Below are 26,060 nucleotides of genomic sequence, written 5' to 3' on the forward strand. Positions count from 1 at the left end.
GGAATGACGGTGTTCATTATCGGGGATGTCGGATCCCGGGGGGGACTTTCAGCGCCCCCGGGCGTCATCCCATAACCATTTGTGAAGCTGGATCTGGAAACGGACCGGCAGACGGTCCGTCAGGATCCATTCAGCCAGGTCTCGGGGCGACAGACGGCCGTGCACGGGGGAGAACAGGATTTCCGCCCGGGCCGCCAGATTGTGGGCCTGGAGACTGTCCCGCGCCCACTCGTAGTCGGCACGGTCGCAGAGGACGAATTTGATCTGGTCCGCGGGGACCAGATATTGCAGGTTCTCCCAGCAGTTGCGCCCCGACTCTCCGGAGGCCGGGGTCTTGAGGTCCATAACCTTGATGACCCGGGGGTCAACCAGGGCAAGATCCAGCGCGCCGCTGGTCTCCAGGGATACCTCGTGCCCGGCATCACACAGGGCAGTGAGCAGGGGCAGGCAGTCCGGCTGGGCCAGGGGCTCGCCTCCGGTCACGCAGACATGGCGCACGCCGTAACCCGCCACCTGCTCCAGAATCTGCGTCAGGGTCATCCAGGCGCCGCCGGTGAAGGCATAGGCGGTATCGCAATAGCCGCAGCGCAGGGGGCAGCCGGTCAGGCGCACGAAGACCGTGGGCCAACCCACGCTGCGGGACTCCCCCTGCAGGGAGAGAAAGATCTCGGTAATGCGCAATCGACCCGTCGCGATCACGGACGCCCTGCCTCGTTCATGCGCCGCAACCGCTGCTCCGCCAGCCGGGCCACCGAGCTGCTGGGGTTCTGATCCCGGACCTGGGTGAGCACACGCCGGGCCTCGGCCCATTGCTCCAGTTCGTAGTGGGTGAAGCCCTGCTTGAGCAGGGCGTCGGCCTGCTTGTTGCTGCCCTGATAGCGCTCGTTCACCAGCTTGAACTCCGCCAGGGCGCGGGGAAAGTCGCGGGTTACGTAATAGGCCTCGGCAATCCAGTACTGGGCGTTGGATGCCAGGTTGCCATCGGGGAAACGCTCCAGAAACCTGCGAAAGGCAGTGATGGATGGCTCATACTGCCCTTGTCGGAGCAGTTCGAAGGCGGCCTGATAGGCCGCCTGCTCCGACGCAGGATCAGCGTCGACACCAACGATCACTTCGCCGAAGGCCGCCCCATCGCCCTGATCCGCGGCAGCGGCAGCACCATCCGGTAATGTGACGGGTGCCGCCCCGGAGGTGGGCGCCGGCGCGGAAACCCCGCCCCGCTCCAGGTTTTCCAGGCGTCCATCCACGTCCAGATACAGTTCCCGCTGCCGGGTTCTCAATCCTTCCAGTTCATGACGCAGGGCTTCGGATTCCCCCCGAAGCTCCCTCACATCCCGGTCCATGGCATCCACCCGCTGCATCAACTCCAGCAGCGCTTCGCTTTCCAGCAGCCGTTCCAGACGCTCCAACCGGGTGTCAAGCTGCTGCATGCGCTCCTCCAGCGCCGCGGCCTGACCACGGCTCTGGGCCTGAACGGAGGAAAACGGCGCCGCGAGCAGCGCCGTTGCGACCAGTACAGCGGTCATCGTTATCTTCATCTACGGTGGCCCTCATAGATCAGTTCCACCCGGCGGTTCTGCTGCCAGGCCTGTTCGTTGCTGCCCATGGCGGCGGGCATCTCTTCACCATAGCTGATCACCTGGATCTGGTCACTGGACGCCCCCTGCAGCATCAGCATGCGGCGCACGGACTGGGCACGGCGCTCACCCAGGCCCAGGTTGTATTCACGGGTACCGCGCTCGTCGGTATGGCCTTCCAGGCGGATGCGGGTCTGGGCATTGCGGGCCAGATAGGCACCATGGGCGGCCACCACGTCCACATAATCGGCACGGACATCGTCACGGTCGAATTCAAAGTAGATCACCCGCTGGGACAGTGGGCTGGAGGGATCGGACAGGGCATCGGCGGTCAGGCGGCCATCACGACCCAGGGGCGTGGTTTCGACCCCGGGGTAACGGTCGTCCTGGGCGCGGTCATCGCCATGAACATCGCCCACCACCACGGGATCGGTGGTGGCGGTCTTGTCCACCGAGGCACAGGCGCCCAGGGTCAGGAGAACGATGGCCATCAGGACGAACAGCAGGGAACGGCTAATGACAGGGGAACTGCGCATTGAGGTGATCCTCGGGTATCAGTTGGATTAAAAGCCTTGATCCCTGAGGATCAAGGCGTACTGCTTTCGCCGGCAGGCCGGCCCCCACGAGATCCCACTTCCCGCGGGAGCGGCCTCCGGCCGCGAAAACGGATGCCTGGTTTTTACGGCCTCACTGCCGCAGGCCGGCGACTCAATCCCGGAACGGCGACCAGGCGGGTTCACGCACTTCGCCCTCCTGCAACACCAGGCGCTGATGGACCCGGCCATCCACGCTGACTGCCGCCAGAATACCCCGGCCACGCTCGGAGGTGGCGTAGATGATCATGCTGCCGTTGGGGGCAAAGCTCGGGGCTTCGTCGGCACGACCGTCGGTCAGCACCCGGAACTGGCGGGTCTGCCGGTCCAGGAGGGCGATGCGAAAGCCGCCGCCGACACCATGCACCATGGCGACACGACGCCCATCGGGGGAAATGCTCGCGCCACCATTGTAACGGCCTTCAAAACTCAGGCGCCGGGGCTGACCGCCGGTGACCGCCACCTCGTAGAGCTGGGGCTGCCCGGCCCGGTCCGAGGTGAAGATCAGGGAACGGCCGTCGGGCATCCAGACCGGTTCGGTGTCGATGGACCGGCTCTGGGTGACCCGGGTGACCGAGCGATCGGAGAGGTTCATGACATAGATGTCAGGCGCTCCGTCCCTGGACAGGGTCAGCGCCAGACGCCGGCCATCCGGAGACCATGCAGGGGCGCTGTTGATGCCCTCGAAGGCGGCCAGGCGGGTGCGGTCACCGCCGTCCACGTTCTGCACGAAGACCTCGGAACGGCCATTTTCGAAGGACACATAGGCAATCCGCCTGCCATCGGGGCCCCAGGCCGGCGACATGATGGGCTGGGCGGAACGGAAGATGGTGCGCGGATGATGGCCGTCCGCATCGGCCACCTGCAGGGCAAAGCGGCGTTCACTGCCCTGCCCCGTGACACTCACATAGGCCACCCGGGTATCGAACGCGCCACGCTCACCGGTCAGGCGCTCATAGACGATGTCGCTGATCATGTGGGCGGCCCGGCGCAGATCGGCCCGTTCCACCGGGATGCTGTAACCGGTCAGCTGACGCCCGCCGGCCACGTCGAAGAGCTGGAACTGGACGGAAAAACGATCGGCACCGGTAGGCTGCAGGCGACCGATGACCACGTAATTGCTGCCCTGGCCGCGCCAGGCCGGGAAGTCCAGTTCATCGGCTCGGGTGGGTCGCTGGGGCATGGCCTGCCGCTCCACCGGGGCAAATCGCCCGCTGCGGTGGAGATTGGCGCCGATGATGGCGGCCAGGTCCTCGGGGACCTGGGCCTCTCCCTGCCAGCCGAAGGGCACGATGGCAATGGGCAAAGCCCCTTCCACGCCCTGGGTGATGCGGATCTCCAGGGCTGCCTGTCCCGCCAGGGGCAGACAGAGCAACAGCAGAAGGATGACGTGTCGGATCTGAATCATAACCGGTATCTCATGGCCCCCGTTCAGGCGGGCTCGAAGGTGAATCGGATCTCGCGGGCAAAGATATCGGGACTGGGCGGACTGGGCAGAGGCTCGGCCCCGCGCACTGCCCGTTCCACCGACTCGCAGAAGGCCCGGTCGCCGGTGCATTGTTCCACCCGGACCTCGTGCAGGTACCCCCCCGGAGCCTGGCGAATGAAGACCACGGCACGGTAGCCGGGCTGATGATCACTGGAGCGGATCCAGCGGCTTTCCACGGCGCCGCGGATGGCGGCCACATAGGCATTCTGCTGGTCCTGCCGGATCGCGGCCTGGCGACGGGCGGTCTCTTCCGCCTGCAGGCGGCGCTGTTCGGCGGCGGCGGCTTCCTGCCGACGGCGCTCCTCGGCGGCCCGCTCTTCCGCCAGCCGTTGCTGGCGCGCCTCTTCGGCACGACGCTGTTCTTCCGCCTTGCGCTGCTCCTCGGCACGACGCTGTTCTTCCGCCCTGCGCTGTTCCTCGGCACGGCGTTGCTCTTCCGCCTTGCGCTGCTCCTCGGCACGGCGCTGCTCTTCCACCTTGCGCTGCTCCTCGGCACGACGCTGGCGTTCCGCTTCCTGCCGCCGGGCTTCTTCCTGGCGACGCGTCTCTTCAACCCGCCGCTGCTCTTCGGCGCGCCGCTGCTCCTCCGCCTGCCGTGCCTGCTCCTGGCGCCGACGCTCGGCTTCCGCCTGGCGTTGCCGTTCTTCCTGTTCCCGCCGCAGGGCCTCCTGACGCTGGCGTTCCGCCTCTGCCCGGGCGCGTTGCTCTGCCTGCCGTTGCTGCTCTTCGACCCGATCGAAGGTGCGGCCATCCACTACCACCGCCTCAATGACCTCCAATGGCGCATCCGGACTGACCTGCAGTCCCCCGTCATCTTCACGGGACTTGAAATGAATGTTCAGCCCCAGCAACACGAACAGCAGGAGATGGATGCCGAGGATGCCCCCGAACAGACCATAATGACGGCGCAGCAGCAACCACATGGCATCAGCGGTCCCGGGCCGCGGTATCGGGCGGATCGGTGATCAGCCCCACCCGCTGGGCACCGGCGGACTGGACGCTGACCATGGCGTCCACCACCCGGCCGTAATCCACGAACCGGTCTCCCCGCACATAGACCTGGGTGCCCGGATGCTGGGACAACAGATCGGCCACGATCTCCCGCAACGCATCCCGGTCCAGGGAGACCCCCACCTGGGGACCCTGGTTGAGGCTCAGCTGTCCGTCGCGGGTGACGGTGACCACGATGGCCTCCCGCTGACTTTTCTCGTCCTGCAGCGGCTGTGCGTCAGCCTCCGGCAGGTCCACCTCCACCCCCTGCTGCAGCAGGGGGGCGGTGACCATGAAGATGATCAGCAGCACCAGCATCACGTCGATGAAGGGCACCACGTTGATCTGGGACATGGAGCGACGCCGCCCCGTGCGACGGGAAGTTACCGCCATGGCGGCCCCCAGCTGATCACGTACACCGGACTCGGGGATGGCATGCTCATGCCTCCACCTCGTCCCGGTCGCGACCACCCACCTGGCGTTGCAGCAGGGTGGCCAGTTCCTCGGAGAAGTTGTCGTAACGGGCCAGAAGGCGATCGATGTCCGAGGAGAAACTGTTGTAGGCGATCACCGCCGGGATGGCGGCAAACAGGCCCAGGGCGGTGGCGATCAGGGCCTCGGCAATGCCGGGGGCCACCATGGCCAGGGTCGCCTGCTGGGCACCGGACAGCCCCATGAAGGCGTGCATGATCCCCCATACCGTGCCGAACAGGCCGATGTAGGGACTGGTGGAACCCACCGTGGCCAGGGCGTTCAGGTAGGACTCCAGCCCATCCCCTTCCCGTGAGATGGCCACCCGCATGGATCGTTCGGTGCCGCCGGCCACCAACACACCGGCGGCGGGATCACGCAGCTGCTTGCGCCCCCGCAGGAATTCCTTGAATCCGGCGGCAAACACGTGCTCCAGCCCGGAGACCTCGGTCTTGCGCCGGATTCCGTCATACAGGTGGGTCAGGTCCACGCCGGACCAGAAGCGCTCCTCGAACTCGTCCGCCACCCGGCGGGCCTCCCGCAGTACCCGCCATTTGAGCACGATGATCATCCATGAGAACACCGAGGCCAGTACCAGGATCAGCATTACCAGCTGGACGATGAGGCTGGCGTCCGCAATCAGGCGATAAAGGGAAAGATCGACACTCACTGCTCAGAGTCTCCGGCGGTCATGGCGTCCACGATCAGGTCAGGGATGGGTCGAGGCGTAAATTTCCCTGCATCAAGACAGGCTATCTTGACCTCGCCCCGGTTCAACAGTTCCGATGTTCCGGCCTCGTCATGGCGCCGGATCTCATGTCCGATCACCAGACTGGCCCGGCGTCGTTCCGTCACGCGGGCGGTGACATGCAGCAGGTCATCCAGCACCGCCGGGCGCAGATACTCCAGGGAAGCGGCGCGCACGGCAAAGATCACCCCCTGCTCCCGACGCAGCCGTTCCTGGCCGATCCCCAGATGGCGCAGCCATTCGGTGCGGGCACGCTCCATGTACTTGAGGTAGTTGGCATAGAACACCACGCCGCCGGCATCGGTGTCTTCGTAATAGACGCGGACAGGCCAGGTAAAAACGGCGCTCATGGTGGGGGATGGAGAGGCATCAGACACGGAGATCGGTCACAGTTTGGGGTTTTCAGGGCCTGGTTCCGCCCCGGTGACGGCGGGCGAAAACAGGTCCGGCTGGGCGACCCGGGCCTCCAGGGCCGTGGGCACTCTCAGACCGAAGTGCCGATAGGCGTGACTGGTGGCCATGCGGCCGCGGGTGGTGCGCATGAGAAAGCCCTGCTGGATCAGATAGGGCTCGATCACGTCCTCGATCGTCCCCCGCTCCTCTCCCAGGGCTGCCGCCAGGCTGTCCAGCCCCACCGGGCCGCCATCGAATTTCTCGATCACCGACAACAGCAGCCGCCGGTCCTGGGCATCGAAGCCATGGGCGTCCACATCCAGCAGGTTCAGGGCACGATCCGCCACCTGGGCGCTGATAATGCCATCAGCCTTGATCTGCGCATAGTCCCTGACGCGCCGCAGCAGACGATTGGCGATTCGGGGCGTGCCCCGGGCACGCCGGGCAATCTCCACGGCCCCTTCCCCGTCCAGCTCCGCCCTCAGGATGCGGGCGGAACGGCGCACGATGTGGGCCAGGTCTTCGGTGGAATAGAACTCCAGGCGCTGGACGATGCCGAACCGGTCCCGCAGGGGCGAGGTGAGCAGGCCGGCGCGGGTGGTGGCGCCCACCAGGGTGAACGGGGGCAGATCCAGCTTGATGGAGCGGGCCGCCGGGCCTTCACCGATCATGATGTCCAACTGGAAGTCTTCCAGGGCCGGGTACAGCACCTCCTCCACCACGGGGGAGAGCCGGTGGATCTCGTCCACGAACAGCACGTCATGGGGTTCCAGATTGGTGAGCAGGGCCGCCAGGTCCCCCGGACGCTCCAGCACCGGACCGGAGGTCTGGCGCATGTTCACCCCCAGCTCCTGGGCGATGATATGGGACAGGGTGGTCTTTCCCAGCCCCGGCGGACCGAAGATCAGCACATGGTCCAGGGCCTCGCCACGGGCGCGGGCGGCGGAGATGAAGATCTCCATCTGTTCCCGGGCCACCGGCTGACCCACGTAGTCCGCCAGACGCTGGGGACGGATGGAGCGTTCCAGGGCTTCATCGTCGGGGGTGGTGTCGGCACTGATGATGCGCTCGGACATGTCACATCACTACTTGTTGAGGGTGGACTTGAGGGCCAGCCGGATCAGCTCTTCGCTGGTGCGGGCCTCCTCTTCCACCAGACTGACTAGGCGGCTGGCTTCCTGGGGCTTGTAGCCCAGGGAAATGAGGGCCGCCACCGCGTCGGAGACCGGGTCCGCCGGACGCGCCGGCGCGCCGCCGCCGGTCACACCGGGCAGGAATGCCCCTTCCCCCAGCGCCGCCACCCGGTCACGCATCTCGATCACCAGCCGTTCCGCCGTCTTGCGGCCGATACCCGGCAGGCGGGTGAGCTGGGTGATGTCATTGTCCATCACGCAGCGGCTGAAGGCCTCGGTGGTCATGCCCGAGAGGATGGCCAGGGCCATCTTGGCGCCGACCCCGTTGACCCGGATCAGGCTGCGAAACAGGGCCCGCTCCTGGGCACCGGCAAAACCGTAGAGGACATGGGCATCCTCGCGCACATGCATATGAGTGTGCAAGGTCACCTCGGCCCCTTCCGCCGGCAGGTCATAGAAGGTGGACAGGGGGGCCTCCAGCTCATAGCCCACGCCCTGCACGTCCAGCATCAGATGGGGCGGCTGTTTGTGGATGAGCACGCCGCGCAGTCGTCCGATCATCGGGATCTCCTCACATACCCCGCCGGCAGGCGGGACAGGGTGGCCTGGGTGTGGGCGTGGCACAGGGCCACCGCCAGGGCATCGGCGGCATCGGCGGCGGGCTTGGCGGCCAGCCCCAGGATCATGGTGACCATGTGCTGCATCTGGGTCTTGTCGGCGGCGCCGGTCCCGACCACCGCCTGCTTGATGGAGCGGGGGGCATACTCGGCCACGGACAACCCGCCCTGCACCGCCGCGCAGATGGCCGCCCCCCGTGCCTGCCCCAGCTTGAGGGCGGAGGCGGCGTTGCGGGAGACAAAAACCTGCTCAATGGCCATCACCTGGGGCTGGTGGCGGCCCACCAGTTCGGTGACCGCGGTCAGAATATGCCCCAGCCGGGCGGGCAGGTCCTCGCCCCTGACCCGGATGCAGCCGCTGTCCACGTGGGTGCTGCGCCGGCCGTCGGTGTCGACGATGCCGTAGCCGGTGACCACCGAGCCCGGGTCGATCCCCAGGATGCGAATGGGTGCCGTCACAGGGCCTGCATGACCTCGTCGGGGAAGTCGGCGTTGGTGTAGACGTTCTGCACGTCGTCCAGATCATCCAGCATATCCAGCAGTTTGAGCAGGGCCTTGGCCGTGTCCGTGTCGTCCACGCTGCTGCCGGTGGCGGCACGCATGGTGACCTCGCTACGCTCGGGCTTGAGACCGGCGCCGGTCATGGCTTCGCGCACGGCATCGTAGTCCTCGGGACTGGTCAACACGTCGATGGAGCCGTCATCGTTCACCAGCACGTCATTGGCGCCGGCCTCCAGGGCGGCCTCCATGACCCGCTCTTCGTCGCTGCCGGCGGGATAGCTGAGAATGCCGGTTTTCTCGAACAGGTAGGCCACGGAGCCGTCGGTGCCCAGGTTGCCGCCGCACTTGCTGAAGGCGTGACGCACTTCGGAGACGGTGCGATTGCGGTTGTCGGTCATGCAGTCCACCATGATGGCCACACCGCCCGGACCATAGCCTTCGTAACGCAGTTCCTCATAGTTGACCCCTTCCAGCTCACCGGCGCCCCGTTTGGTGGCCCGTTCGATGGTGTCCTTGGTCATGTTGGCGTCCAGTGCCTTGTCCACCGCCAGGCGCAACCGGGGATTGGTGGACGGGTCGGACCCGCCCATGCGGGCGGCCACGGTGATTTCCTTGATGAGCTTGGTGAAGAGCTTGCCGCGCTTGGCGTCCTGGGCATTCTTGCGATGCTGGATATTCGCCCACTTACTATGTCCGGCCATGTGATGTCTCGTTGTCTGGTTCGATCGAAAAAGGCGGGGCGAAAAGGATACTGGAATAGCGGCACCGATGCACCGCGCTCCCGCCCGGGGCGGGTGGCCGATGGCCCGTCACGCCGGGGGTGATGCCGGCACGAAGTCCAGGATGGCCCGCGCATTGCTCCAGGATGTAGCCAGACGGGCCGCCTCGGCCCGGGGCAACCAGCGACATTCCAGATGTTCAGACGGGTTCAGATGGATCGGGACCGGGGCCGCCAGGCAAAGGCTGAACTGGTGCTCCAGATTGTCCTCCACGCCGGGGGCATAGCGCGATCGCCAGGGCGGGACGATGGGGAAACGGACCTGATGGCGGTGATCCTTCAGCCCGTCGGCGGACAGGCCGGTTTCTTCCTGCAATTCGCGGCAGGCGGCCTGGACGGGGGTCTCGCCCCACTCCAGGCTGCCGGTGACGGACTGCCAGAAGTCATCGGGCTGACGGCGGCGCAACATCAGCACCTGCCCGTCCCGGGCATGGACCACCACCAGCACCGACTCAGGGCGCTTGAATCCGGCCGGATCAGGGTGTTTATCACCGTCCATCACGCCAGACTTCCCCCAGGCGCCGGGCCATGAAGATGGCCCCGACCGCCAACACCAGCACGAAGACCAGGGAACCGTAGAAGCCCAGGTAGGGCTCCAGCAGACTCCACTTGGCGCCCAGGGCGTAGCCGGTCAGGGCCAGCACCGTATTCCAGGCGAAAGTGCCCAGGAAGGTCAGGCCGACGAAACGGGCCAGGGGCATGGGCAGCAGACCGGCAGGAATGGACACCAGACTACGCACGGTGGGAATCAGACGACCGCCCGCCACGATCCAGGTGGCATGCCGACCGTAGACCGCCAGCACCCCGTCCAGGTCCGATTCCCGCACCAACAGCCAGCGGCCGCGACGCCGCAGCATGCCACGAACCCGGGCCTCCCCCACCCGGCGCGCCACCAGGTAGATCAGCGTGGACCCCACTGTGCCGCCCAGACTTCCCGCCAGCACCGCCCACCAGAGTCCCACCATGCCCTCATGGGCCAGGAAGCCGGCGAAGGGCATGAGGGTTTCCGGAGCCAGCACGATCAGGAACAGACCCAGGGCCCAATACCCGTAGGTCTGGATGGCATCACCCACCAGATCGGTCACTTCCATGGCGCGGGCTCAGGCACGGCTCAGCGAATGACCAGGGTCTTGGCATTCATAAAGGTACGGATGCCGGGACGGGCCAGTTCCCGACCAAAGCCGGAATCCTTGATGCCGCCGAAGGGCAGGCGCGGATCACTCTTCACCATGGCATTGACGAAGGCGCTGCCGCAGGCCAGGCGACGGGCAAAGGCCTCCCCCCGGGCGAGGTCACGGGTCCATACGCTGCCCCCGAGGCCGAAACGGGTGTCGTTGGCCAGGCGCAGGGCGTCGTCTTCGTCCTCAGCCCGCAGGATACAGGCCACCGGCCCGAAGATCTCCTCGTCATAGGCCCGGGTGCCGGGAACTACCCGGTCCAGAATGGAGGGGGCATACCAGGCCCCCTTGCCCGCCAGCGGTTCACAGCCCATGATGGGGACCGCGCCCTCGGCAATGGAGTCCCGCACCTGCTGATGCAGTTCGTCACGCAGATCCATTCTGGCCATGGGGGCGATGCCGGAGTCCTCTTTCATGGGGTCCCCCGGGCGAATCGCCGCCACCGCGTCCTTGAGCCGGGACAGGAAACCGTCCACCACCTGGGGCACCAGGATGAAACGCTTGGCGGCAATGCAACTCTGGCCCGCGTTGCGGTAACGGGACACCACCGCCTGCTCCACCGCCCGGTCCAGGTCGGCGTCTTCCAGCACCACGAAGGGATCGGACCCGCCCAGTTCCAGGACACAGGGCTTGAGCACGCCGCCGGCGACGGCGGCCACGGCCCGCCCGGCGGCCTCGCTGCCGGTCAGGGTGACGCCGTGGACGCGACGGTCCTCAATCACGCGGCCCACCTCGTCCGAGGTGATCATCAGGGTCTGGAAGGCGCCCGCGGGGAATCCGGCATCGCGGAAGACTTCTTCAATGGCCAGGGCGCAGCGGGGTACATTGGAGGCATGCTTGAGCAGCACCGTGTTACCCGCCATCAGTGCCGGCGCGGCGAACCGGAACACCTGCCAGAAAGGGAAGTTCCAGGGCATCACCCCCAGGATGGTGCCCAGGGGCTGGAATACCAGCCGGGCCTCGAACTCACTGACGGGCATGGGCTCATCGGCCAGAAATTCGGCGGCATGATCGGCATAGTAGTCACAGACCAGGGCGCAGCGGTCGATCTCGGCCCTGGATTCGGTCAGGAGCTTGCCCATTTCCTGGGTCATCATGACGGCAAAATGATCCCGGCGATGACGCAGCACATGGGCGGCCTGACGCACCAGTCCGGCACGCTGATCCAGGGGGATCTCGCGCCACTCGGGGACGATGCGGGCGGCCTGGCTCAGGGCCTTGTCAATGCGCGGCCGGTCCCAGGTTTCGAACACATGCAGTACGGAACCGTTGGCGGGATTGACGGAACTCAGGGGCACTGGGGGAACTCCTTTGGATGCAGAGGGCGCATACAATAGTATATTCAGCCCTGGAACAGGAGCCTGTTTGCAGGATCTGCAGGGGCCTGTTCCGGGCATTCACGGGTTGGACATCGGCAAGGGGATATTGTCCCCGGCAGGTACCGCATGTGTCCGGCACAGGCACAATCCAGATCACAGCACTCGACGGCGCTTGCATGCATTCGTCACATAGGATAATCCGAACAATGAACATCCGGACGATATGTGTCCTGGGAGGCACAGGCTTCGTGGGCACCCACGTCGTGGCCAAACTGGCCACCGGCGGCCGCCAGGTCAAGGTCATCACCCGCCATGTCAGCCGTCACCGGCACCTTCTGGTGGTCCCCGGGGTACGGCTGGTGGAGGCGGACTGCCACGATCCGCAAGTCCTGCGGCAGCATTTCAGCGACTGCGACGGGGTTATCAATCTGGTGGGCATCCTGAATGAGCGGGGACGGGACGGCAGCGGCTTCCGTCATGCCCATGTGGATCTGGCCCGCAAGGTGATCGAATCCGCCCGGGAGGCCGGAATCAGGCGCCTGCTGCACATGAGCGCCCTGAACGCGGATGCGGCCAGCGGACCCAGCCATTACCTGCGCACCAAGGGCGAGGCGGAAAACATCGTCCATACCATGGCGGGCAACGTGCGGGTCACCAGCTTCCGGCCCTCGGTGATCTTCGGCCCCACGGACAGCTTCTTCAACCGTTTCGCCGGCCTGTTGCGGCTGAGCCCCGTCCTGCCCCTGGCCTGCCCCGATGCCCGCTTCGCGCCGGTCTACGTGGGCGACGTGGCACAACACTTCGTCGACGCCCTGGAAGACCGTGGCACCTGGGGTCAGCGCATCGAGCTGTGCGGCCCCTCCGTCTACACCCTGAAGGAACTGGTGAGCTATACCGCCCAGGTCATGGCCCGACGCCGCCTGATCCTGGGCCTGTCGGATGGCCTGTCCCTGTGGCAGGCCCGGATCATGGAATACGTCCCCGGCAAGCCCTTCAGCCTGGATAACTACCATTCCATGAGTCGGGACAGTGTCTGCCGCGGCGGCGGCTGCTGTCCCACTGCCATCGAGTCCATCGTCCCCGGCTACCTGGGCGACCGGGAACGCCATGCCCGGCTGCAGCGCCTGCGCAGCGGGCCGCGCTGACCATGGACATCTATCTGGTCGGCGGCGCGGTCCGGGATGCCCTGCTGGGACTGCCGGTGCAGGAACGGGACTGGGTGGTCGTGGGCGCCACGGTGGAGGAGATGCTGGCCGGGGGTTACCGGCAGGTGGGGCGGGATTTCCCCGTCTTCCTGCACCCGCAGACCCACGAAGAACATGCCCTGGCCCGCACCGAGCGCAAGACCGCCCCCGGTTACCGGGGATTCGAGGTCCATGCGGCGCCGGATGTCACCCTGGAAGAGGATCTTGAACGGCGGGATCTGACCATCAATGCCATGGCCCGGGATGACCAGGGCCGGCTCATCGACCCTTTCGGCGGTCAGGCAGATCTTCAGGCACAGCGGCTGCGCCATGTCTCCCCGGCCTTTGCCGAGGATCCGGTACGGATCCTGCGGGTGGCCCGCTTCGCCGCCCGCCTCGGCCCCCTGGGCTTTAGCGTCGCCCCCGAAACCATGGACTTGATGCGCCGCATGGTGGCCGCGGGCGAGGTGGATGCCCTGGTGCCGGAACGGGTCTGGCAGGAGACGGAGCGGGCATTGGCGGGCCCCGGCCCCTCCCGGTTCTTCCAGGTGCTGAGGGAATGCGGCGCGCTGGCCGTGCTGTTCCCCGAACTGGACCGCCTCTACGGCGTCCCCCAGCCCCCCCGACATCACCCGGAGGTGGATACCGGCATCCATACCTTCATGGTGCTGGACCAGGCCGAACGGCTCTCCCGGGACCCGGTGGTACGATTCGCCGCCCTCACCCATGACCTGGGCAAGGGCAACACTCCCCGGGACATCCTGCCCAGCCACCATGGCCATGAGCAACGGGGCGTGGTGCTGATCGACCAGCTCTGTGACCGCTACCGCATCCCCAACCGCTACCGGGAACTGGCCCGGCTGGTGGCCGGCTATCACGGCCACATGCACCGGGTCTTCGAGCTGCGCTCGGACACCCTGGCCAAGACCCTGGAAGGACTGGATGCCTATCGTCGACCCGAGCGCGTGGAAGGGATCCTGCTGGCCTGCGAGGCCGATTACCGGGGCCGGACCGGGTTCGAGGAACGGCCCTATCCCCAGGCCGACTATGTCCGCCGGGCCCATGCCCGCTGCCTGGACATCCAGGCCCGGGAACTGGTGGAACAGGGCCTCAAGGGACAGGCCATCACCCAGGCCCTGCGTCGGTTGCGCATCGAGGCACTGACCGAACTCAAACAGGCCCACGAGGCCCGGGCCGCCGGCGATTCCTGAATCGACCAACGGGTCAGAGGCGGTGACTCAGATCCTGTAGGGCAAACCCCATCAGGGGCGTCTCCACCCCCCGGCCCAGGGCCATGACCTGAAACCGTTCCCCCATTTCTCCCGGCAGGGTGAGCATGCGCACCTGGGAGGCCAGCGTCAGCTGGGTCTTGAGATCCTCGGAGCAGCGGGCCTGAAAGGCCGCTTCCAGTCCCGTGCCGAACAGGAACCAGGCCTGGCTGGTGTAGCCCAGCAGGGACAGATCCGCCGCGGCACCGGCCTCGGCCACCGCCGAGAAGTCCACGTTGGCGGTGATGTCCATCAACCCCGGCCACAACAGGGGGTGCTCAAGCATGCGGTGGCGGTAATGGGTGATCAGGGTGCCCTGACGACGCTCGGCACTGTAATACTCCCGCCGGGGATAACCGTAGTCCACCAGCAACAGCACCCCGGCCGCCATGGCCCCGGACACCGCCGCCAGCCAGGGGGCCAGCCCCGGATTGAATTCCGACAGGTACCCCTCCCCCCAGCACGCCCCCGTCGCCTGGTACAGTGACCTCACCTGCCGCTCCAGCCGGGCATCGGCGGGTCGGTCGGCCCATTCCAGACCCGAGGCCGACACCTGCACCCCCCGGCGCAGCGCCCCGTCCTTGCGCCAGACGAACAGCTCCACCGGCATGGCATCGAGCACTTCATTGGCCAGCATCACCCCCCGGAAGCCGGCGGGCTCGGGCAGAGCGTCCAGCCAGCGGACCCGGCTCGACAGTGCCCGCGGCAACACGGACAGGGCGGCCTGCTGACGCTCCCGCAAATCCGGGCTGGTCTCCAGGATCAGGTAACGATCCGGCAGCGCGTCCATCCCGGCCAGGGTGTCCAGCACCCGGGCCGCCAACCGGCCGGTACCTGCCCCGAACTCCAGGATGGCCCCGCCCCCCAGGGCGTCCAGCACCTGGGCACACTGACGGGCCATGCAATCACCGAACAGGGGAGAGATCTCCGGCGCGGTGACAAAGTCCCCGGCCGCGCCCAGTTTGTGGCTGCCCGCCGCGTAATAACCCAGGCCGGGGGCGTACAGGGCCAGTTCCATGTAGCGATGGAACGATAGCCACCCCCCGGTTGCGCGACTCTCGTGATGCATCCGCTGCAACAGGCGCTCACTCAGGGCCAGGGCCTCGGGCACGGGTGAAGGCAATCGGGAATCCTTGGTCAGCGGCATCGTCGAAGCTTTTGATAAAGTCGGGCAGGAGGGTTAGGTTAACTTAACCCGGTCACGAGAGGGACGGCCCGGATACGGCGCTGCCTCCCCTCATGGCGCCGGATCATCACACAGGCAGAAGGAAGCAGCGTGGAACAAGAGACACCGTCACTTCAGGGCAGAACCGTGTTCATCACCGGCGGCGCCCGGCGCATCGGCGCCTGCATGGCGCACCGTCTGCACGCCCAAGGCATGAATCTGGTCATCCATTATCGGCATTCCAGCGACGATGCCCTCGCCCTTCAAAAGGCGCTGGAAGCCCGGCGGCCGAACTCCGTGAAACTGGTAGGGGGGGAATTGCTGGAACCGGGCGCACCAGAGCAACTGGCCCGGGAGGCGGTTGCGGCCTTCGGTGGACTGGACGTGCTGATCAACAATGCCTCCACCTTCTACCCCACCCCGCTGGGCAGCATCACCGAGGCCCAATGGGACGATCTCATGGGCACCAACCTGAAGGCCCCCCTGTTCCTGTCCCAAGCCCTGGCGCCGGCCCTGACGGAGCGGAGCGGCTGCATCATCAACATCGTCGACATCCATGCCCTGCGCCCGCTCAAGGACTATCCGGTGTACTGCGCGGCCAAGGCCGGACTCTGGCTGCTCACCCAGTCGCTGGCACGGGAGCTGGGACCCCGGGTACGGGTGAACGGAATTGCGCCGGGAGCGATCCTGTGGCCCGAGGCGGAGGAAAACGCGGCCAGCCATGAGGAGATGATCCAGCGCACAGCCCTCAAGCGGGAAGGCGGCCCGGATGATATCGCCCGCACCGCCCTGTTCCTGATCCGTGACGCGGATTACATCACCGGGCAGGTGATCGCGGTGGACGGCGGGCGCACCACGGCACAATAGCGCCGGTGGTGATAGAGCGCTGCTACCAGGGGAAATCCACCGGCCGTAGCCACTGACCGGGGTCGTCGAACCCGGCCCAGAGTGCTTTCATGGTCTGCTTCAATAGCGGGTGCTCCAGATCAGGGGCCAGGTCCGCCAGGGGCCTGAGCACAAAGGCATGGCGGGTGATCTCCCGCCGGGGCAGGTGCAGACGCCCGGATTCCAGAACGCAGTCCCCCAGCAGCAAAAGATCCAGATCCAGGGTGCGGTCCGAATAGGGATCTCCGCCCCGCTGCCGGCCATGCCGGTCCTCGATGGCCTTGAAGCAGGCCACCAGCGACTCCGGCGGCAACGGGGTATCCACCGCCGCCGCCAGGTTGTAGAACGCACGCCCGGCAAACCCCACGGACCCCGCCTCGTACACCGGAGAGACGTCCACCGGGCCGAAGGCAGTCCTGAGTTCATCCACCGCGGCCCTGACGTGACGCTCCCGATCCACGTTGGTACCGATACTGATGTAAGCCCGGCGCAACATCAGTTCCGCGCGCCCCGCTCGATGGTGACCCCCACTTCCGAGGCCCCCCGCACCGCACCGGGCTTGCCCAGGGTGAGCCGGAGCCAGGGCACGGCAAATTCCTCCATGATCATCCGGGCGATGTCCTCGGCCATGGCCTCCACCAGCCGGCGTTGATTGCCTTCCACAAGATCGACCACCCGCTTGGCCACCTCCTTGTAGTTCAGCACATCCTCGATGCGGTCACTGTGCGCACCCTTGCGAATGTCGTAGCCCAGTTCCAGATCCAGACGCACGGTCTGCTGGATGCTTTGTTCCCAGTCAAAGATGCCGACCGTGGTTTTGACCCTGAGGTCGCGAATGTAGACGATATCCATGGGGAGCGACTATAAAGGCATGCCGGGATGCAGGGAAGGGACCTGCCTTCAGGCTTGAGACTTCCCCCCCCTTCTGCTATCGTTCCCGGCTTTATTCAAATCAGCCTGGTTTTTCCGGAGAATATCCAATGGCCCGAGTCTGTCAAATTACGGGTAAGCGTCCAGTGTCTGGGTTCAACGTATCCCACGCCCACAACAAGACCAAGCGTCGCTTCCTTCCCAATCTGCATGAACACCGCTTCTGGGTCGAGAGCGAAAATCGCTTCGTCAAGCTCCGGACCAGCAGCAAGGGCATGCGCATCATCGACAAGAAGGGGATCGACGCGGTCCTCGCCGAGCTGCGCGCCCGCGGCGAAAAGGTCTAAGGAGACGCAACCATGGCAAAAGGTGTTCGCGAAAAGATCCGCCTGGTGTCCAGCGCCGGAACCGGCCACTTCTACACCACCACCAAGAACAAGCGCAACATGCCCGACAAGATGGAGATCAAGAAGTTTGATCCCGTCGTGCGTCAGCATGTGATGTACAAGGAAGCCAAGATCAAGTAGTACCCGGCACGACCTGGCTGATGGCCTCGCCCCGGCGAGGTCCTGTGCACGAGGCCCGACATCCGGGCCTCGTGCATTTTCCTATTCTTCCGCCGGATGCTCGCCCAACCGCTCCACCGTCTCCCGGGCCCAGACCTGCATCACATGGCCCCAGCGATCCGCCGTGGCCGGGTCCAGATCCAGATGGGTGTAGCGCCCGCCGTCCCTGATCAGGACCCGCAACAGGGGCACACCGGACTCGTGCAGCACCTGTCGCAGCTCGATCACTTCCCCCATGGGGGCCTGAATCTGCTCCAAGGCGGCCTACCCCACGCTCACGGGGATCCGCTGCCCCACCCGATCCGTCAGGCGCGGCAGTTCGATACGCAGCACCCCATGTTCATAGGTGGCCCTGGCCTGCTCCGTTTCCACCGGCCCGGGCAGGGGAATCGCCCGTTCAAAACGACCGTAGGCGCACTCGGCGATGTGGTAGCGTCCGTGGGTGTGCTCCTTCTGCACGATTTTCTCCCCGCGGATCACCAGATGATCGTCGATCACCTGGATATCGAAGGCAGCCTTGTCCATGCCCGGGGCCTCCAGGCGTACCACCACCTTGTCGTCGTCGTCGAACACCTCGGCGGCCATGACCCCCCAACCCACGCTGCGGGCCATGAGTTCATGTTCATCCCGATCTTCCGCCTCCCCTCCCCGGCTGCCCCGCTCCCCGGCACTGAAGCGGGTGATGGCACCGGCAGCGCGGCCGTAGAGCCGCTGCCAGCCCTCCAGCAGACTGTCCCAGGCCTCACTCATACCCTGACGTAACTGACGCAGACTGGACATGATGTTCTCTCCTCCTCGTTGTTTTAACCTGCCTTCTCAATCTGACGTGAGAAGGTCATGAACTTGTCCCGCCTTCCTGCCCTGACCTCCTGCAAACATACTTCCAGCGGCCGAAGATGGTAAAGTTCCCGCCTTGTCCGACAGGCGATGACCAACACGCCATCGCACGTCACCAAACCAGTGAAGGTGCCACCGGCATCAACACCAACGCCTTTTCATGGATTTCATGATACGACGAAGCCGGATGATCCGGTAACATAGCCCCATGGCGCAAAACCCCCATTCCATACCCCTGACGATTCGCTTCCAGCACGAGGCGGAGATTCCCCAGCAGGATGCCCGCCGTCTTGCCCTGATCCGCTTCGGCCAGGCAAACCACGCAGATCCCGCACGCCCCATGGAACTGACGCTGGCCCTGCCCCCGCTCGCGACACCCGCCCCCCCCGAACTGTGGCTGGCCGATGAGCCCGTGGCCGCGGGCTTCGAGGACGGCATCGGCTACAGCCTGACCGGCAAGGTCCTGTTCGGCTGGATACTGGTGGATGAAGCGGATTTCGATCACGACATGAACCAGGCCGCCGAGTATGTATATGAACGGCTGCTGGCCTTTCACCGCGCCAAGGGCTTTCCCCATCTGCTGCGGATCTGGAATTACTTTCCGGACATCCATCGGGAATCGGATGGCCTGGACCGCTATCAGGCCTTCTGCCAGGGACGCCACCGGGCCCTTGAAAGGGTGCCGCTGACGGAAGGGGAACTACCCGCGGCCACGGCCATCGGCACCACGGCACCGGGCCTGCTGGTCTATTTCCTGGCTGGGCGTGAGCCGGGCATTCAGATCGAGAACCCCCGTCAGGTCAGCGCCTTCCATTACCCGCGCCGCTACGGACCCAAGAGCCCATCCTTTTCCCGGGCCACCCTCAAGCCCTGGTCCGCGCAATCCCACCTGTACATCTCCGGCACCGCCAGCATCGTGGGCCACGAGACCCTGCACACCGATGTCCTCACCCAGCTGGACGAGATCATTGAAAACCTGCGCGCACTGATCCGCTCCGCGGGAAACGGCATCAGCGACCGGATCAAGGATCCGGGCGAACTGTCCATGCTCAAGGTCTACGTCCGCCATGCCGGGGATACCGCGGCCGTCAAGTCCCGCCTGGAAGCCGCCCTGGGCAGCCAGGCGCCCGCCGTGTACCTGCGCGGAGACATCTGTCGGGATGACCTGCTGGTGGAGATCGAAGGCCTGTATGCCTGAACTGCCGGAGGTGGAAACCACCCGCCGCGGAATCGAGCCTCACATCAAGGGACGCCGGATTACCCGGGTTGTCGTTCGCCAGCATCGCCTGCGCTGGCCGATACCCGACACTCTGCCGGCACAGGTCAGTGACCGGCGGATTGTGGACGTCAGCCGGCGCGGCAAGTACCTCTTGCTGGACTGCGCCTCCACGACCATCCTCATGCATCTGGGCATGTCCGGCAGCCTTCGCATCGTCGATGCCGATCTGGCGCCCCGCCCCCATGACCATGTGGACCTGGTGCTGGACTCAGGCCAGGCCCTGCGCCTTCATGATCCCCGCCGTTTCGGCGCGGTACTCTGCTTTGATCCCAGGGAAGGTCCTCACCCCCTGCTGGCAAAACTCGGCCCGGAACCGCTGGGAGAACAGTTTGACGGAGCATACCTCCACCGGCAGACCCGCCTTCGGCGCACCACCATCAAGAGCGTGATCATGGACAGTCACGTGGTGGTGGGGGTGGGAAACATCTACGCCTCCGAATCCCTTTTCCTGGCGGGTATCCGCCCCCGACGGGCGGCGGGGCGCATCAGCCGCGCCGAAGCCTGCAGACTGGTGGACTCGATCCGCGCGGTACTGCGGGCTGCCATTGAGCAAGGCGGCACCACGCTGAGGGATTTCGTGCATGAGGACGGCAGCCATGGCTACTTCAGCCAGCAACTGCGCGTGCACGGCAGGACCGGCCTCCCCTGCCTTCGCTGCGGCACGGCGGTGCGGCACGTCGTGGTAGGACAGCGGTCCACGTTCTATTGCCCCGTGTGCCAGAAGCGCTGACGGGAACACGTTGACGGAGCAGGGCCAAGAGCCCTGCTCCGAACACCGGTCATCGGAAGATATCCCGGATTTCAGAATGGATCAGAGCAGCACTTTCTCGATACCCCCGCTGCGGGCCTGTTCGATGAAGCGGGCCTGCCACTGATCCCCCAACAGGGCGTTGGCCATTTCCACCACGATGTAGTCCACCGCCGTCCCTGTGTCTTCCCGGTAACGGGACAGCCCCTGCTGACAGGCCGGGCAGGAGGTCAGCAGCTTCACATTCCCGCCGACCGCCACCAGCGCGCCGGTCAGCGATGTGACGCCCTTGTGGATCTCCTCCTGCTTGCGGAACCGTACCTGAGTGGCCACATCCGGGCGACTCACCGCAAAGGTCCCCGCCTCGCCGCAGCAGCGATCCGACAGGGTCACCGGCCGGCCCAGCAGATTCCCCGCCACCTGCAGCGGCGCGTGGGTCTTCATGGGGGAATGGCAGGGATCGTGATACAGGTATTCCACCCCCGGCGCGGCCTCCAGCGTTACCCCCTTCTCCATCAGATACTCATGGATATCCAGCAACCGGCAACCGGGGAAGATGCGCTCGAACTCGTATTTCAGCAGCTGGTCCATGCAGGTGCCGCAGGACACCAACACCGTCTTGATATCCAGATAGTTCAGGGTATTGGCCACCCGGTGGAACAGCACCCGGTTCTCGGTGGTGATCGCCTTGCCCTTGGCCTCCTCGCCAGCGGATTCCTGGGGATAGCCGCAACACAGATACCCCGGCGGCAACACCGTCTGGGCACCAGCGCGGTAGAGCATGGCCAGGGTGGCCAGGCCCACCTGGCTGAACAGGCGCTCCGAGCCGCAGCCGGGGAAATAGAACACCGCATCGCCCTGCTCCGGCGCCACCGCCGGGTCCCGCACGATGGCCACGTGACTGGGGTCTTCCAGCCCCAGCATGGCCCGGGTGGTGCGCGAGGGCAGACCCGCCGGCAGGGGCTTTCTCACCATGTGGATGACCCGGGCAGGGATCGGTGCCGGTCCGGTGGTGGCGGCGGGCCGACCGCCGTCCAGCAGGCCCAGACGCTGGAACATCCGGTGCCCCAGGCGCTGCCCGGCAAAGCCCCACTGGGCCAGGGCGGTGCGCATCAGCTTGATGGTGGCCGGGTCCTTGATGTTGAGGAAGGCCATGGAGACCTTGGCCGCCAGACTGGTCCGGCGCTGGCCGCGGGCCTTGAGGATGCGTCGCATGCGGGCCGTCACGTCACCGAAGTCGATGTTCACCGGACAGGGCTTGAGGCATCGGTGACAGATGGTGCAATGGTCCGCCACATCGTTGAGCTCATCGAAATGACGCAGGGACAGGCCGCGGCGGGTCTGCTCCTCGTAGAGGAAGGCCTCGATGATCAGACCCGTGGCCAGGATCTTGTTGCGGGGCGAGTACAGCAGGTTGGCCCGGGGCACATGGGTGGTGCAGACGGGCTTGCACTTGCCGCAGCGCAGGCAGTCGCGGATGTCGTCGTTGAGCGCCCCCAGTTCGCTCTGCTCCAGGATCAGGGCCTCCTCCTGCACCAGACGCAGGGAGGGAGTATAGGCCCGGGACAACCCGGAACCGGCCTGCAGCTTGCCCCGGTTGAAGCGGTCCATGGGGTCCACCCGGCGCTTGTAGTCGGCAAAGGCCTTCAGCTCCGGCTCGCCCAGGTACTGGATCTTGGTCAGGCCGATGCCGTGCTCCCCGGAGATGACGCCGTCCAGCTCGCGGGCCAGCGCCATCACCTGGTCCACGATGCGCTCGGCCTCGTGCATCATGGCGTAGTCGTTGGAGTTGACCGGGATGTTGGTGTGCACGTTGCCGTCACCGGCATGCATGTGCAGGGCCACGAACAGGCGGCTGGTGAGCACCCGGTCGTGGATGGCCTGGATGCTCCGGCGCACCGGTTCCAGGTCGCGGCCGTCGAAGATCTCCCACAACCGGGCCTCGATCTCCCGCCGGTAGGAGATCACCAGGCTGCGACGCAACAGCAGCTGGATCAGCCGGTCGCCGGGGCGGCGGTCCGCCCGGGACGGCGCGTCCAGCAGGTCGTCCATGGCCACGGCGTCGCTCTCCAGGTGATCCAGGATGGCCTGCCAGCGCTCCCGCACCGCCTGCACATGGTCTTCCGCGGCCCGGCGCAGCCCCTCGAACCAGCCCCGGGCCTCCTCGCTGCCCAGGGCCAGGGAGTCCATCAGTGCGCGATGATCCTTGCCCAGGCAGGCCAGGATCTCGTCGGCCATGCGCAGCTTGTTGGTGAGGGACTGGTGGATGTTGATGCGCTCGATCCCTTCGCTGTACTCCGCCAGCCGGTCCAGGGGGATCACCACGTCCTCGTTGATCTTGAAGGCGTTGGTATGGGCGGCGATGGCGGCGGTCCGGCTGCGGTCGGCCCAGAACCGCTGGCGGGCTTCGGGGCTCACGGCGATGAAGCCGTCGCCGTTGCGGGCATTGGCCAGACGCACCATTTTCGAGGCGGCCAGGCCCACCGCCTCCTCGTCGTCACTGGCGATGTCCGCCAGGAGCACCATCTTGGGCCGCTCCCGTCGCGCCCCCTTCGGGGTATAGCCCACGGCGCGCACATAGCGCTCGTCCAGGTGTTCAAGCCCGGCCAGCTGCACCTTGGGATCGGCCTCCAGGGCGTCCTTGATCTCGACGATGGCGGGCACCGCCTCATGCAGATCGGTGCCGTAGAACTCCAGGCTGATGGTGCGCATGTGGGCCGCCATGCGATGGACCACGAACACGGCGGAGGTGATCAGGCCGTCGCAGCCTTCCTTCTGAATCCCCGGCAGGTCCTGCAGGCGTTTGTCGGTGACGTCCTTGCCCAGCCCCACCTTGCGGCAGACACGACCCGGGAAGGAGATGACCTGGGGTTCTCCGTCGGGGGTCACGCCGTCGGTCTGGAACCGGGTGATGCGGAAGCTCACGGTTTCCTGATCGTGGATCTTGCCCAGGTTGTGATTGAGGCGTTCCACCTGGATCCAGCGGGCCTCCGGGGTGACCATGCGCCAGGACACCAGATTGTCCAGGGCCGTGCCCCAGAGCACCGCTTTCTTGCCGCCGGCGTTCATGGCGATGTTGCCGCCGATGGTGCAGGCATCCTGGGAGGTGGGGTCCACGGCAAACACATGGGCGGCGCGCCCCGCGGCCTCGGACACCCGGCGGGTCACCACCCCGGCCTCGGCGCGGAGGGTGGCCACGGGGCCTTCCACCCCGGGCAGCTCCACGAACTCCACCTCGCTCAAGGCTTCGAGCTTTTCCGTGTTGATGACCGCGGCATCGGCGGTCAGGGGTACGGCGCCGCCGTTGTAGCCGGTGCCGCCCCCCCGGGGAATGACGGTCAGACCCAGTTCGAAGCAGGTCTGGATAACCCCGGCCATCTCCGCCTCGGAATCCGGGGTGATGACCACGAAGGGCAGTTCCACGCGCCAGTCGGTGGCGTCGGTGACATGGGAGACCCGGGCCAGACCGTCGAAGTGGATGTTGTCCTTGCGGGTGACCTTGCCCAGCAGGCGGCGGGCACGGGCGCGCAGGGCCTTTTGTTCCGGGAACCAGGCCTCGAAGCGGCGTACCGCCTGACGGGCCTGTTCCGCCAGGTCCAGGGCCAGCTGATTGCCCTCGGCCCGGGCGATGATCTGGTCCACCCGGTGATCCAGGGCGTGGATCAAGGCGGTGAGTCGCTTCTGGTTGCCCAGCAGGTCGTCCTGGATATAGGGGTTGCGGGTGACCACCCACATGTCCCCCAGCACCTCGAACAGCATCCGGGCGGAGACGCCGGTCCGTCGGCGGGCGCGCAGTTCGTTGAGCACGTCCCACATGCCTTCGCCGAGGAAGCGGATGACGATCTCGCGGTCGGAGTAGGAGGTGTAGTTATAGGGGATTTCGCGGATGCGGGTACTTGCGGTCATGGCTGGCGGGGATCACTGCGGGAGGGGCACATATTCTAGCACCCCGGCCGGGATGAGGTGAGAGGCGGGGAAAAGCAAAAAGGGTGCGGAGGTTTCCCTCCGCACCCTTTGAACTTCCAGTGCATGCCTTCCGGTCAGGCGACCTTGGGCAATGCCATCGGTATGGGACCGATGATTAGAAGTTGTGGGTCACGCCGACCTGGAAGCCCTTGACGTCCTGATCATAGCCAAGGGGGGCAACACCCTTGCCCTTACCGGAGCCATTCAGGCCATAGGTACCAAAGTCATCGTTATTGACTTGGGCATAAACAGCATAGATACCAGTACGACGGGACAGATTGTAGCCACCACCCAATGCAAACATCTGAGCACCGTCATCTTCGATAATCTCGCCTGCGTTGGTGTAGGAGGCCATCACATAGGCTTGACCAAAGCTGTAACGAGCACCCAAGTGGAAGACATCGCGATCCTCGTCGGCCACTTCAATGTTTTCGTACATTGCTGCCAAAGTCAGATCCTGAATCTGATAGGTACCACCGATCTTCCAAGCCTTGGCATCATCCACTTCACCCATGAAAGAAACGGCATCATTCAGCTGCTCGTAAGCGACGGTCACATACATGGGCCCCTGAGTGAAGCTAGCCGCCAAGGAAAAGGCATTGGCATCATTCGCTGCAGCAGAGGGACGATCGCTGCCAGTATCCGTAGTGTAGGAGGCCATGAACTGCATGCCGCCAAAATCCGGACTCATGTACAGAACGGTGTTATCCAAACGATTGTAGAAACCAGGCAGACTTGCGTCATTATAGAAATCAGCCACCTCATTTCTGAGAGCAATAGCTTCCGCAGGAGTCAACAAACCCGCTTCAAGAGCCTCGTCGATAAGAGCATTGTCGCCTGCTCTCATAGCGGACAAATTGCCAACACGGCTAGTTACATGATTCACGTCACCCAGCGTATCAGCAAAGAAGTTCAGACGCAGGGTGGACAGCTTGTAAGGAGTGTCGTGCTTACCGATACGCACCTCACCGAAACCGCCGGCCAGACCTACATAAGTGTTACGAGCAGTCAGGTTGCTGCCATCAAATGTCTGATCAGGATTGCCACTCTGCAGCGCAGCCTCAATCTGGAACACGCCACGCAGGCCGCCGCCCAGGTCCTCGGAACCGCGAACGCCCAGGCGGGAGGAGTTGGAGGCCAGCTGGTGGGAGCTTTCTTCGCCGTTGTCCACATAATCCATGGACAGATTCATGCGGCCGTACAGGGTGGTGTCGGCCATGGCGGCGGCGGGCAGGCCCATGGCCGCGGCTACTGCGAATACGAGTACTTTCTTTTGCATGTTTACGTTCCTCTGCAGAGCTTTGTTGTATTAGGGTCTGACCGTGTCAGCCAATTAGCTCTAAGCAGAAGGCGTGCCAAACACTAACACACTGATTTTGCTAGTGTAAAAAAACAACAACTCATGACATGCCGCCTGACTTTGTCATGACACCGTCATGACAAAGGAGGGATTGTTGTTTTTTTGGGACACCCCGACGGGATGAGCACAACGGTGGATACGACTG

Annotated in this window: 29 protein-coding genes; 7 read left to right on the forward strand and 22 right to left on the reverse strand. The window is 65.3% G+C overall.

Translation table 11 applies throughout. The features are described 5' to 3' along the window. Positions 1 to 48: 48 nt before the first annotated feature. From queE to CKO35_RS13445, 15 genes are all read right to left on the reverse strand, one after another. Positions 49 to 699, reverse strand: a complete 651-nt coding sequence (gene queE / locus CKO35_RS13375; protein ID WP_200176644.1) for a 7-carboxy-7-deazaguanine synthase QueE — start codon at positions 697 to 699, stop codon at positions 49 to 51. Beyond that, positions 696 to 1,526 carry a tol-pal system protein YbgF gene (ybgF, locus tag CKO35_RS13380; protein WP_242467197.1) on the reverse strand — a complete coding sequence of 277 codons (831 nt, stop codon included), beginning with the start codon at positions 1,524 to 1,526 and terminating at the stop codon, positions 696 to 698. The genes queE and ybgF overlap by 4 nt, the downstream gene beginning before the upstream one ends. A gap of 8 nt (positions 1,527 to 1,534) precedes the next feature. Beyond that, entirely contained in the window at positions 1,535 to 2,095 is a 561-nt protein-coding gene (pal, locus tag CKO35_RS13385) for a peptidoglycan-associated lipoprotein Pal (RefSeq protein ID WP_420870764.1), read from the reverse strand. A 190-nt stretch (positions 2,096 to 2,285) separates the two neighbouring features. After that, positions 2,286 to 3,578 carry a Tol-Pal system beta propeller repeat protein TolB gene (gene tolB / locus CKO35_RS13390; protein ID WP_200176646.1) on the reverse strand — a complete coding sequence of 431 codons (1,293 nt, stop codon included), beginning with the start codon at positions 3,576 to 3,578 and terminating at the stop codon, positions 2,286 to 2,288. Positions 3,579 to 3,601: 23 nt separating this feature from the next. Further along, positions 3,602 to 4,582, reverse strand: a complete 981-nt coding sequence (gene tolA / locus CKO35_RS13395) for a cell envelope integrity protein TolA (protein WP_200176647.1) — start codon at positions 4,580 to 4,582, stop codon at positions 3,602 to 3,604. A gap of 4 nt (positions 4,583 to 4,586) precedes the next feature. Then, positions 4,587 to 5,042 (reverse strand): protein TolR, encoded by a 456-nt coding sequence (tolR, locus tag CKO35_RS13400; RefSeq protein WP_200176648.1) that lies wholly within the window; start codon positions 5,040 to 5,042, stop codon positions 4,587 to 4,589. Positions 5,043 to 5,088: 46 nt separating this feature from the next. Further along, on the reverse strand, positions 5,089 to 5,790 hold the full coding sequence (gene tolQ / locus CKO35_RS13405) for a protein TolQ (RefSeq protein ID WP_200176649.1): 702 nt from the start codon (positions 5,788 to 5,790) through the stop codon (positions 5,089 to 5,091). Beyond that, positions 5,787 to 6,218 (reverse strand): tol-pal system-associated acyl-CoA thioesterase, encoded by a 432-nt coding sequence (gene ybgC / locus CKO35_RS13410; protein ID WP_200176650.1) that lies wholly within the window; start codon positions 6,216 to 6,218, stop codon positions 5,787 to 5,789. Before ybgC ends, tolQ begins: the two co-directional genes overlap by 4 nt. Before the next feature lie 36 nt (positions 6,219 to 6,254). After that, on the reverse strand, positions 6,255 to 7,337 hold the full coding sequence (gene ruvB / locus CKO35_RS13415) for a Holliday junction branch migration DNA helicase RuvB (protein ID WP_200176651.1): 1,083 nt from the start codon (positions 7,335 to 7,337) through the stop codon (positions 6,255 to 6,257). Between the two features lie 9 nt (positions 7,338 to 7,346). Further along, complete coding sequence (ruvA, locus tag CKO35_RS13420) at positions 7,347 to 7,955, reverse strand: Holliday junction branch migration protein RuvA (protein ID WP_200176652.1); 609 nt, start codon at positions 7,953 to 7,955, stop codon at positions 7,347 to 7,349. After that, entirely contained in the window at positions 7,952 to 8,470 is a 519-nt protein-coding gene (gene ruvC / locus CKO35_RS13425; protein ID WP_338031801.1) for a crossover junction endodeoxyribonuclease RuvC, read from the reverse strand. Before ruvC ends, ruvA begins: the two co-directional genes overlap by 4 nt. Next, complete coding sequence (locus tag CKO35_RS13430) at positions 8,467 to 9,213, reverse strand: YebC/PmpR family DNA-binding transcriptional regulator (RefSeq protein WP_200176653.1); 747 nt, start codon at positions 9,211 to 9,213, stop codon at positions 8,467 to 8,469. Before CKO35_RS13430 ends, ruvC begins: the two co-directional genes overlap by 4 nt. Before the next feature lie 108 nt (positions 9,214 to 9,321). Next, positions 9,322 to 9,789 carry a dihydroneopterin triphosphate diphosphatase gene (nudB, locus tag CKO35_RS13435; RefSeq protein ID WP_200176654.1) on the reverse strand — a complete coding sequence of 156 codons (468 nt, stop codon included), beginning with the start codon at positions 9,787 to 9,789 and terminating at the stop codon, positions 9,322 to 9,324. Further along, positions 9,779 to 10,381 (reverse strand): DedA family protein, encoded by a 603-nt coding sequence (locus tag CKO35_RS13440; protein WP_200176655.1) that lies wholly within the window; start codon positions 10,379 to 10,381, stop codon positions 9,779 to 9,781. The genes nudB and CKO35_RS13440 overlap by 11 nt, the downstream gene beginning before the upstream one ends. Before the next feature lie 20 nt (positions 10,382 to 10,401). Then, complete coding sequence (locus CKO35_RS13445) at positions 10,402 to 11,766, reverse strand: aldehyde dehydrogenase family protein (protein ID WP_200176656.1); 1,365 nt, start codon at positions 11,764 to 11,766, stop codon at positions 10,402 to 10,404. 227 nt (positions 11,767 to 11,993) lie between these two features. Here CKO35_RS13445 and CKO35_RS13450 point away from each other — a divergent pair, with 227 nt between their 5' ends. Both CKO35_RS13450 and CKO35_RS13455 read left to right on the forward strand, forming a co-directional pair. Further along, entirely contained in the window at positions 11,994 to 12,932 is a 939-nt protein-coding gene (locus CKO35_RS13450; protein WP_200176657.1) for a complex I NDUFA9 subunit family protein, read from the forward strand. Between the two features lie 2 nt (positions 12,933 to 12,934). After that, the gene (locus CKO35_RS13455) at positions 12,935 to 14,182 is read left to right on the forward strand and encodes a multifunctional CCA addition/repair protein (protein WP_200176658.1); all 1,248 of its coding nucleotides are present in this window, start codon (positions 12,935 to 12,937) and stop codon (positions 14,180 to 14,182) included. 13 nt (positions 14,183 to 14,195) lie between these two features. Here the strand turns inward: CKO35_RS13455 and CKO35_RS13460 are convergent, their stop codons facing one another. Further along, positions 14,196 to 15,386, reverse strand: a complete 1,191-nt coding sequence (locus CKO35_RS13460; RefSeq protein WP_200176659.1) for a class I SAM-dependent methyltransferase — start codon at positions 15,384 to 15,386, stop codon at positions 14,196 to 14,198. 129 nt (positions 15,387 to 15,515) lie between these two features. Between CKO35_RS13460 and CKO35_RS13465 the strand changes: the two genes are divergently transcribed. Further along, positions 15,516 to 16,271 carry a pteridine reductase gene (locus CKO35_RS13465; RefSeq protein ID WP_338031802.1) on the forward strand — a complete coding sequence of 252 codons (756 nt, stop codon included), beginning with the start codon at positions 15,516 to 15,518 and terminating at the stop codon, positions 16,269 to 16,271. 22 nt (positions 16,272 to 16,293) lie between these two features. Here CKO35_RS13465 and folK read toward each other — a convergent pair whose 3' ends face one another. Further along, positions 16,294 to 16,785, reverse strand: a complete 492-nt coding sequence (gene folK, locus CKO35_RS13470) for a 2-amino-4-hydroxy-6-hydroxymethyldihydropteridine diphosphokinase (RefSeq protein ID WP_200176660.1) — start codon at positions 16,783 to 16,785, stop codon at positions 16,294 to 16,296. Continuing rightward, entirely contained in the window at positions 16,785 to 17,141 is a 357-nt protein-coding gene (gene folB, locus CKO35_RS13475) for a dihydroneopterin aldolase (protein WP_200176661.1), read from the reverse strand. The genes folK and folB overlap by 1 nt, the downstream gene beginning before the upstream one ends. Before the next feature lie 128 nt (positions 17,142 to 17,269). Between folB and rpmB the strand changes: the two genes are divergently transcribed. Together rpmB and rpmG are read left to right on the forward strand one after the other, a co-directional pair. After that, positions 17,270 to 17,506: a 50S ribosomal protein L28 gene (rpmB, locus tag CKO35_RS13480; RefSeq protein ID WP_008931019.1), complete on the forward strand. Its 237-nt coding sequence runs from the start codon at positions 17,270 to 17,272 to the stop codon at positions 17,504 to 17,506. A 12-nt stretch (positions 17,507 to 17,518) separates the two neighbouring features. Continuing rightward, entirely contained in the window at positions 17,519 to 17,686 is a 168-nt protein-coding gene (rpmG, locus tag CKO35_RS13485; RefSeq protein WP_008931018.1) for a 50S ribosomal protein L33, read from the forward strand. 81 nt (positions 17,687 to 17,767) lie between these two features. Here rpmG and CKO35_RS13490 read toward each other — a convergent pair whose 3' ends face one another. Together CKO35_RS13490 and CKO35_RS13495 are read right to left on the reverse strand one after the other, a co-directional pair. Beyond that, complete coding sequence (locus tag CKO35_RS13490; RefSeq protein WP_200176662.1) at positions 17,768 to 17,983, reverse strand: DUF6967 family protein; 216 nt, start codon at positions 17,981 to 17,983, stop codon at positions 17,768 to 17,770. A 6-nt stretch (positions 17,984 to 17,989) separates the two neighbouring features. Then, positions 17,990 to 18,505, reverse strand: coding sequence for an Hsp20/alpha crystallin family protein (locus CKO35_RS13495; RefSeq protein ID WP_200176663.1), 516 nt, complete (start codon positions 18,503 to 18,505; stop codon positions 17,990 to 17,992). Positions 18,506 to 18,770: 265 nt separating this feature from the next. Here CKO35_RS13495 and CKO35_RS13500 point away from each other — a divergent pair, with 265 nt between their 5' ends. Both CKO35_RS13500 and mutM read left to right on the forward strand, forming a co-directional pair. Then, complete coding sequence (locus CKO35_RS13500; RefSeq protein ID WP_200176664.1) at positions 18,771 to 19,760, forward strand: chorismate transformation FkbO/Hyg5 family protein; 990 nt, start codon at positions 18,771 to 18,773, stop codon at positions 19,758 to 19,760. Next, positions 19,753 to 20,571: a bifunctional DNA-formamidopyrimidine glycosylase/DNA-(apurinic or apyrimidinic site) lyase gene (gene mutM / locus CKO35_RS13505; protein WP_200176665.1), complete on the forward strand. Its 819-nt coding sequence runs from the start codon at positions 19,753 to 19,755 to the stop codon at positions 20,569 to 20,571. Before CKO35_RS13500 ends, mutM begins: the two co-directional genes overlap by 8 nt. Positions 20,572 to 20,652: 81 nt before the next feature. On the opposite strand, the gene CKO35_RS13510 is transcribed toward mutM, so the two are convergent. Both CKO35_RS13510 and CKO35_RS13515 read right to left on the reverse strand, forming a co-directional pair. Then, positions 20,653 to 24,495 (reverse strand): DUF3683 domain-containing protein, encoded by a 3,843-nt coding sequence (locus tag CKO35_RS13510; RefSeq protein ID WP_200176666.1) that lies wholly within the window; start codon positions 24,493 to 24,495, stop codon positions 20,653 to 20,655. Positions 24,496 to 24,670: 175 nt separating this feature from the next. Continuing rightward, the gene (locus tag CKO35_RS13515; protein WP_200176667.1) at positions 24,671 to 25,834 is read right to left on the reverse strand and encodes a porin; all 1,164 of its coding nucleotides are present in this window, start codon (positions 25,832 to 25,834) and stop codon (positions 24,671 to 24,673) included. Positions 25,835 to 26,060 lie beyond the last annotated feature (226 nt).

It is taken from the genome of Ectothiorhodospira shaposhnikovii (genome assembly GCF_016584105.1).
Lineage (GTDB): Bacteria > Pseudomonadota > Gammaproteobacteria > Ectothiorhodospirales > Ectothiorhodospiraceae > Ectothiorhodospira > Ectothiorhodospira shaposhnikovii.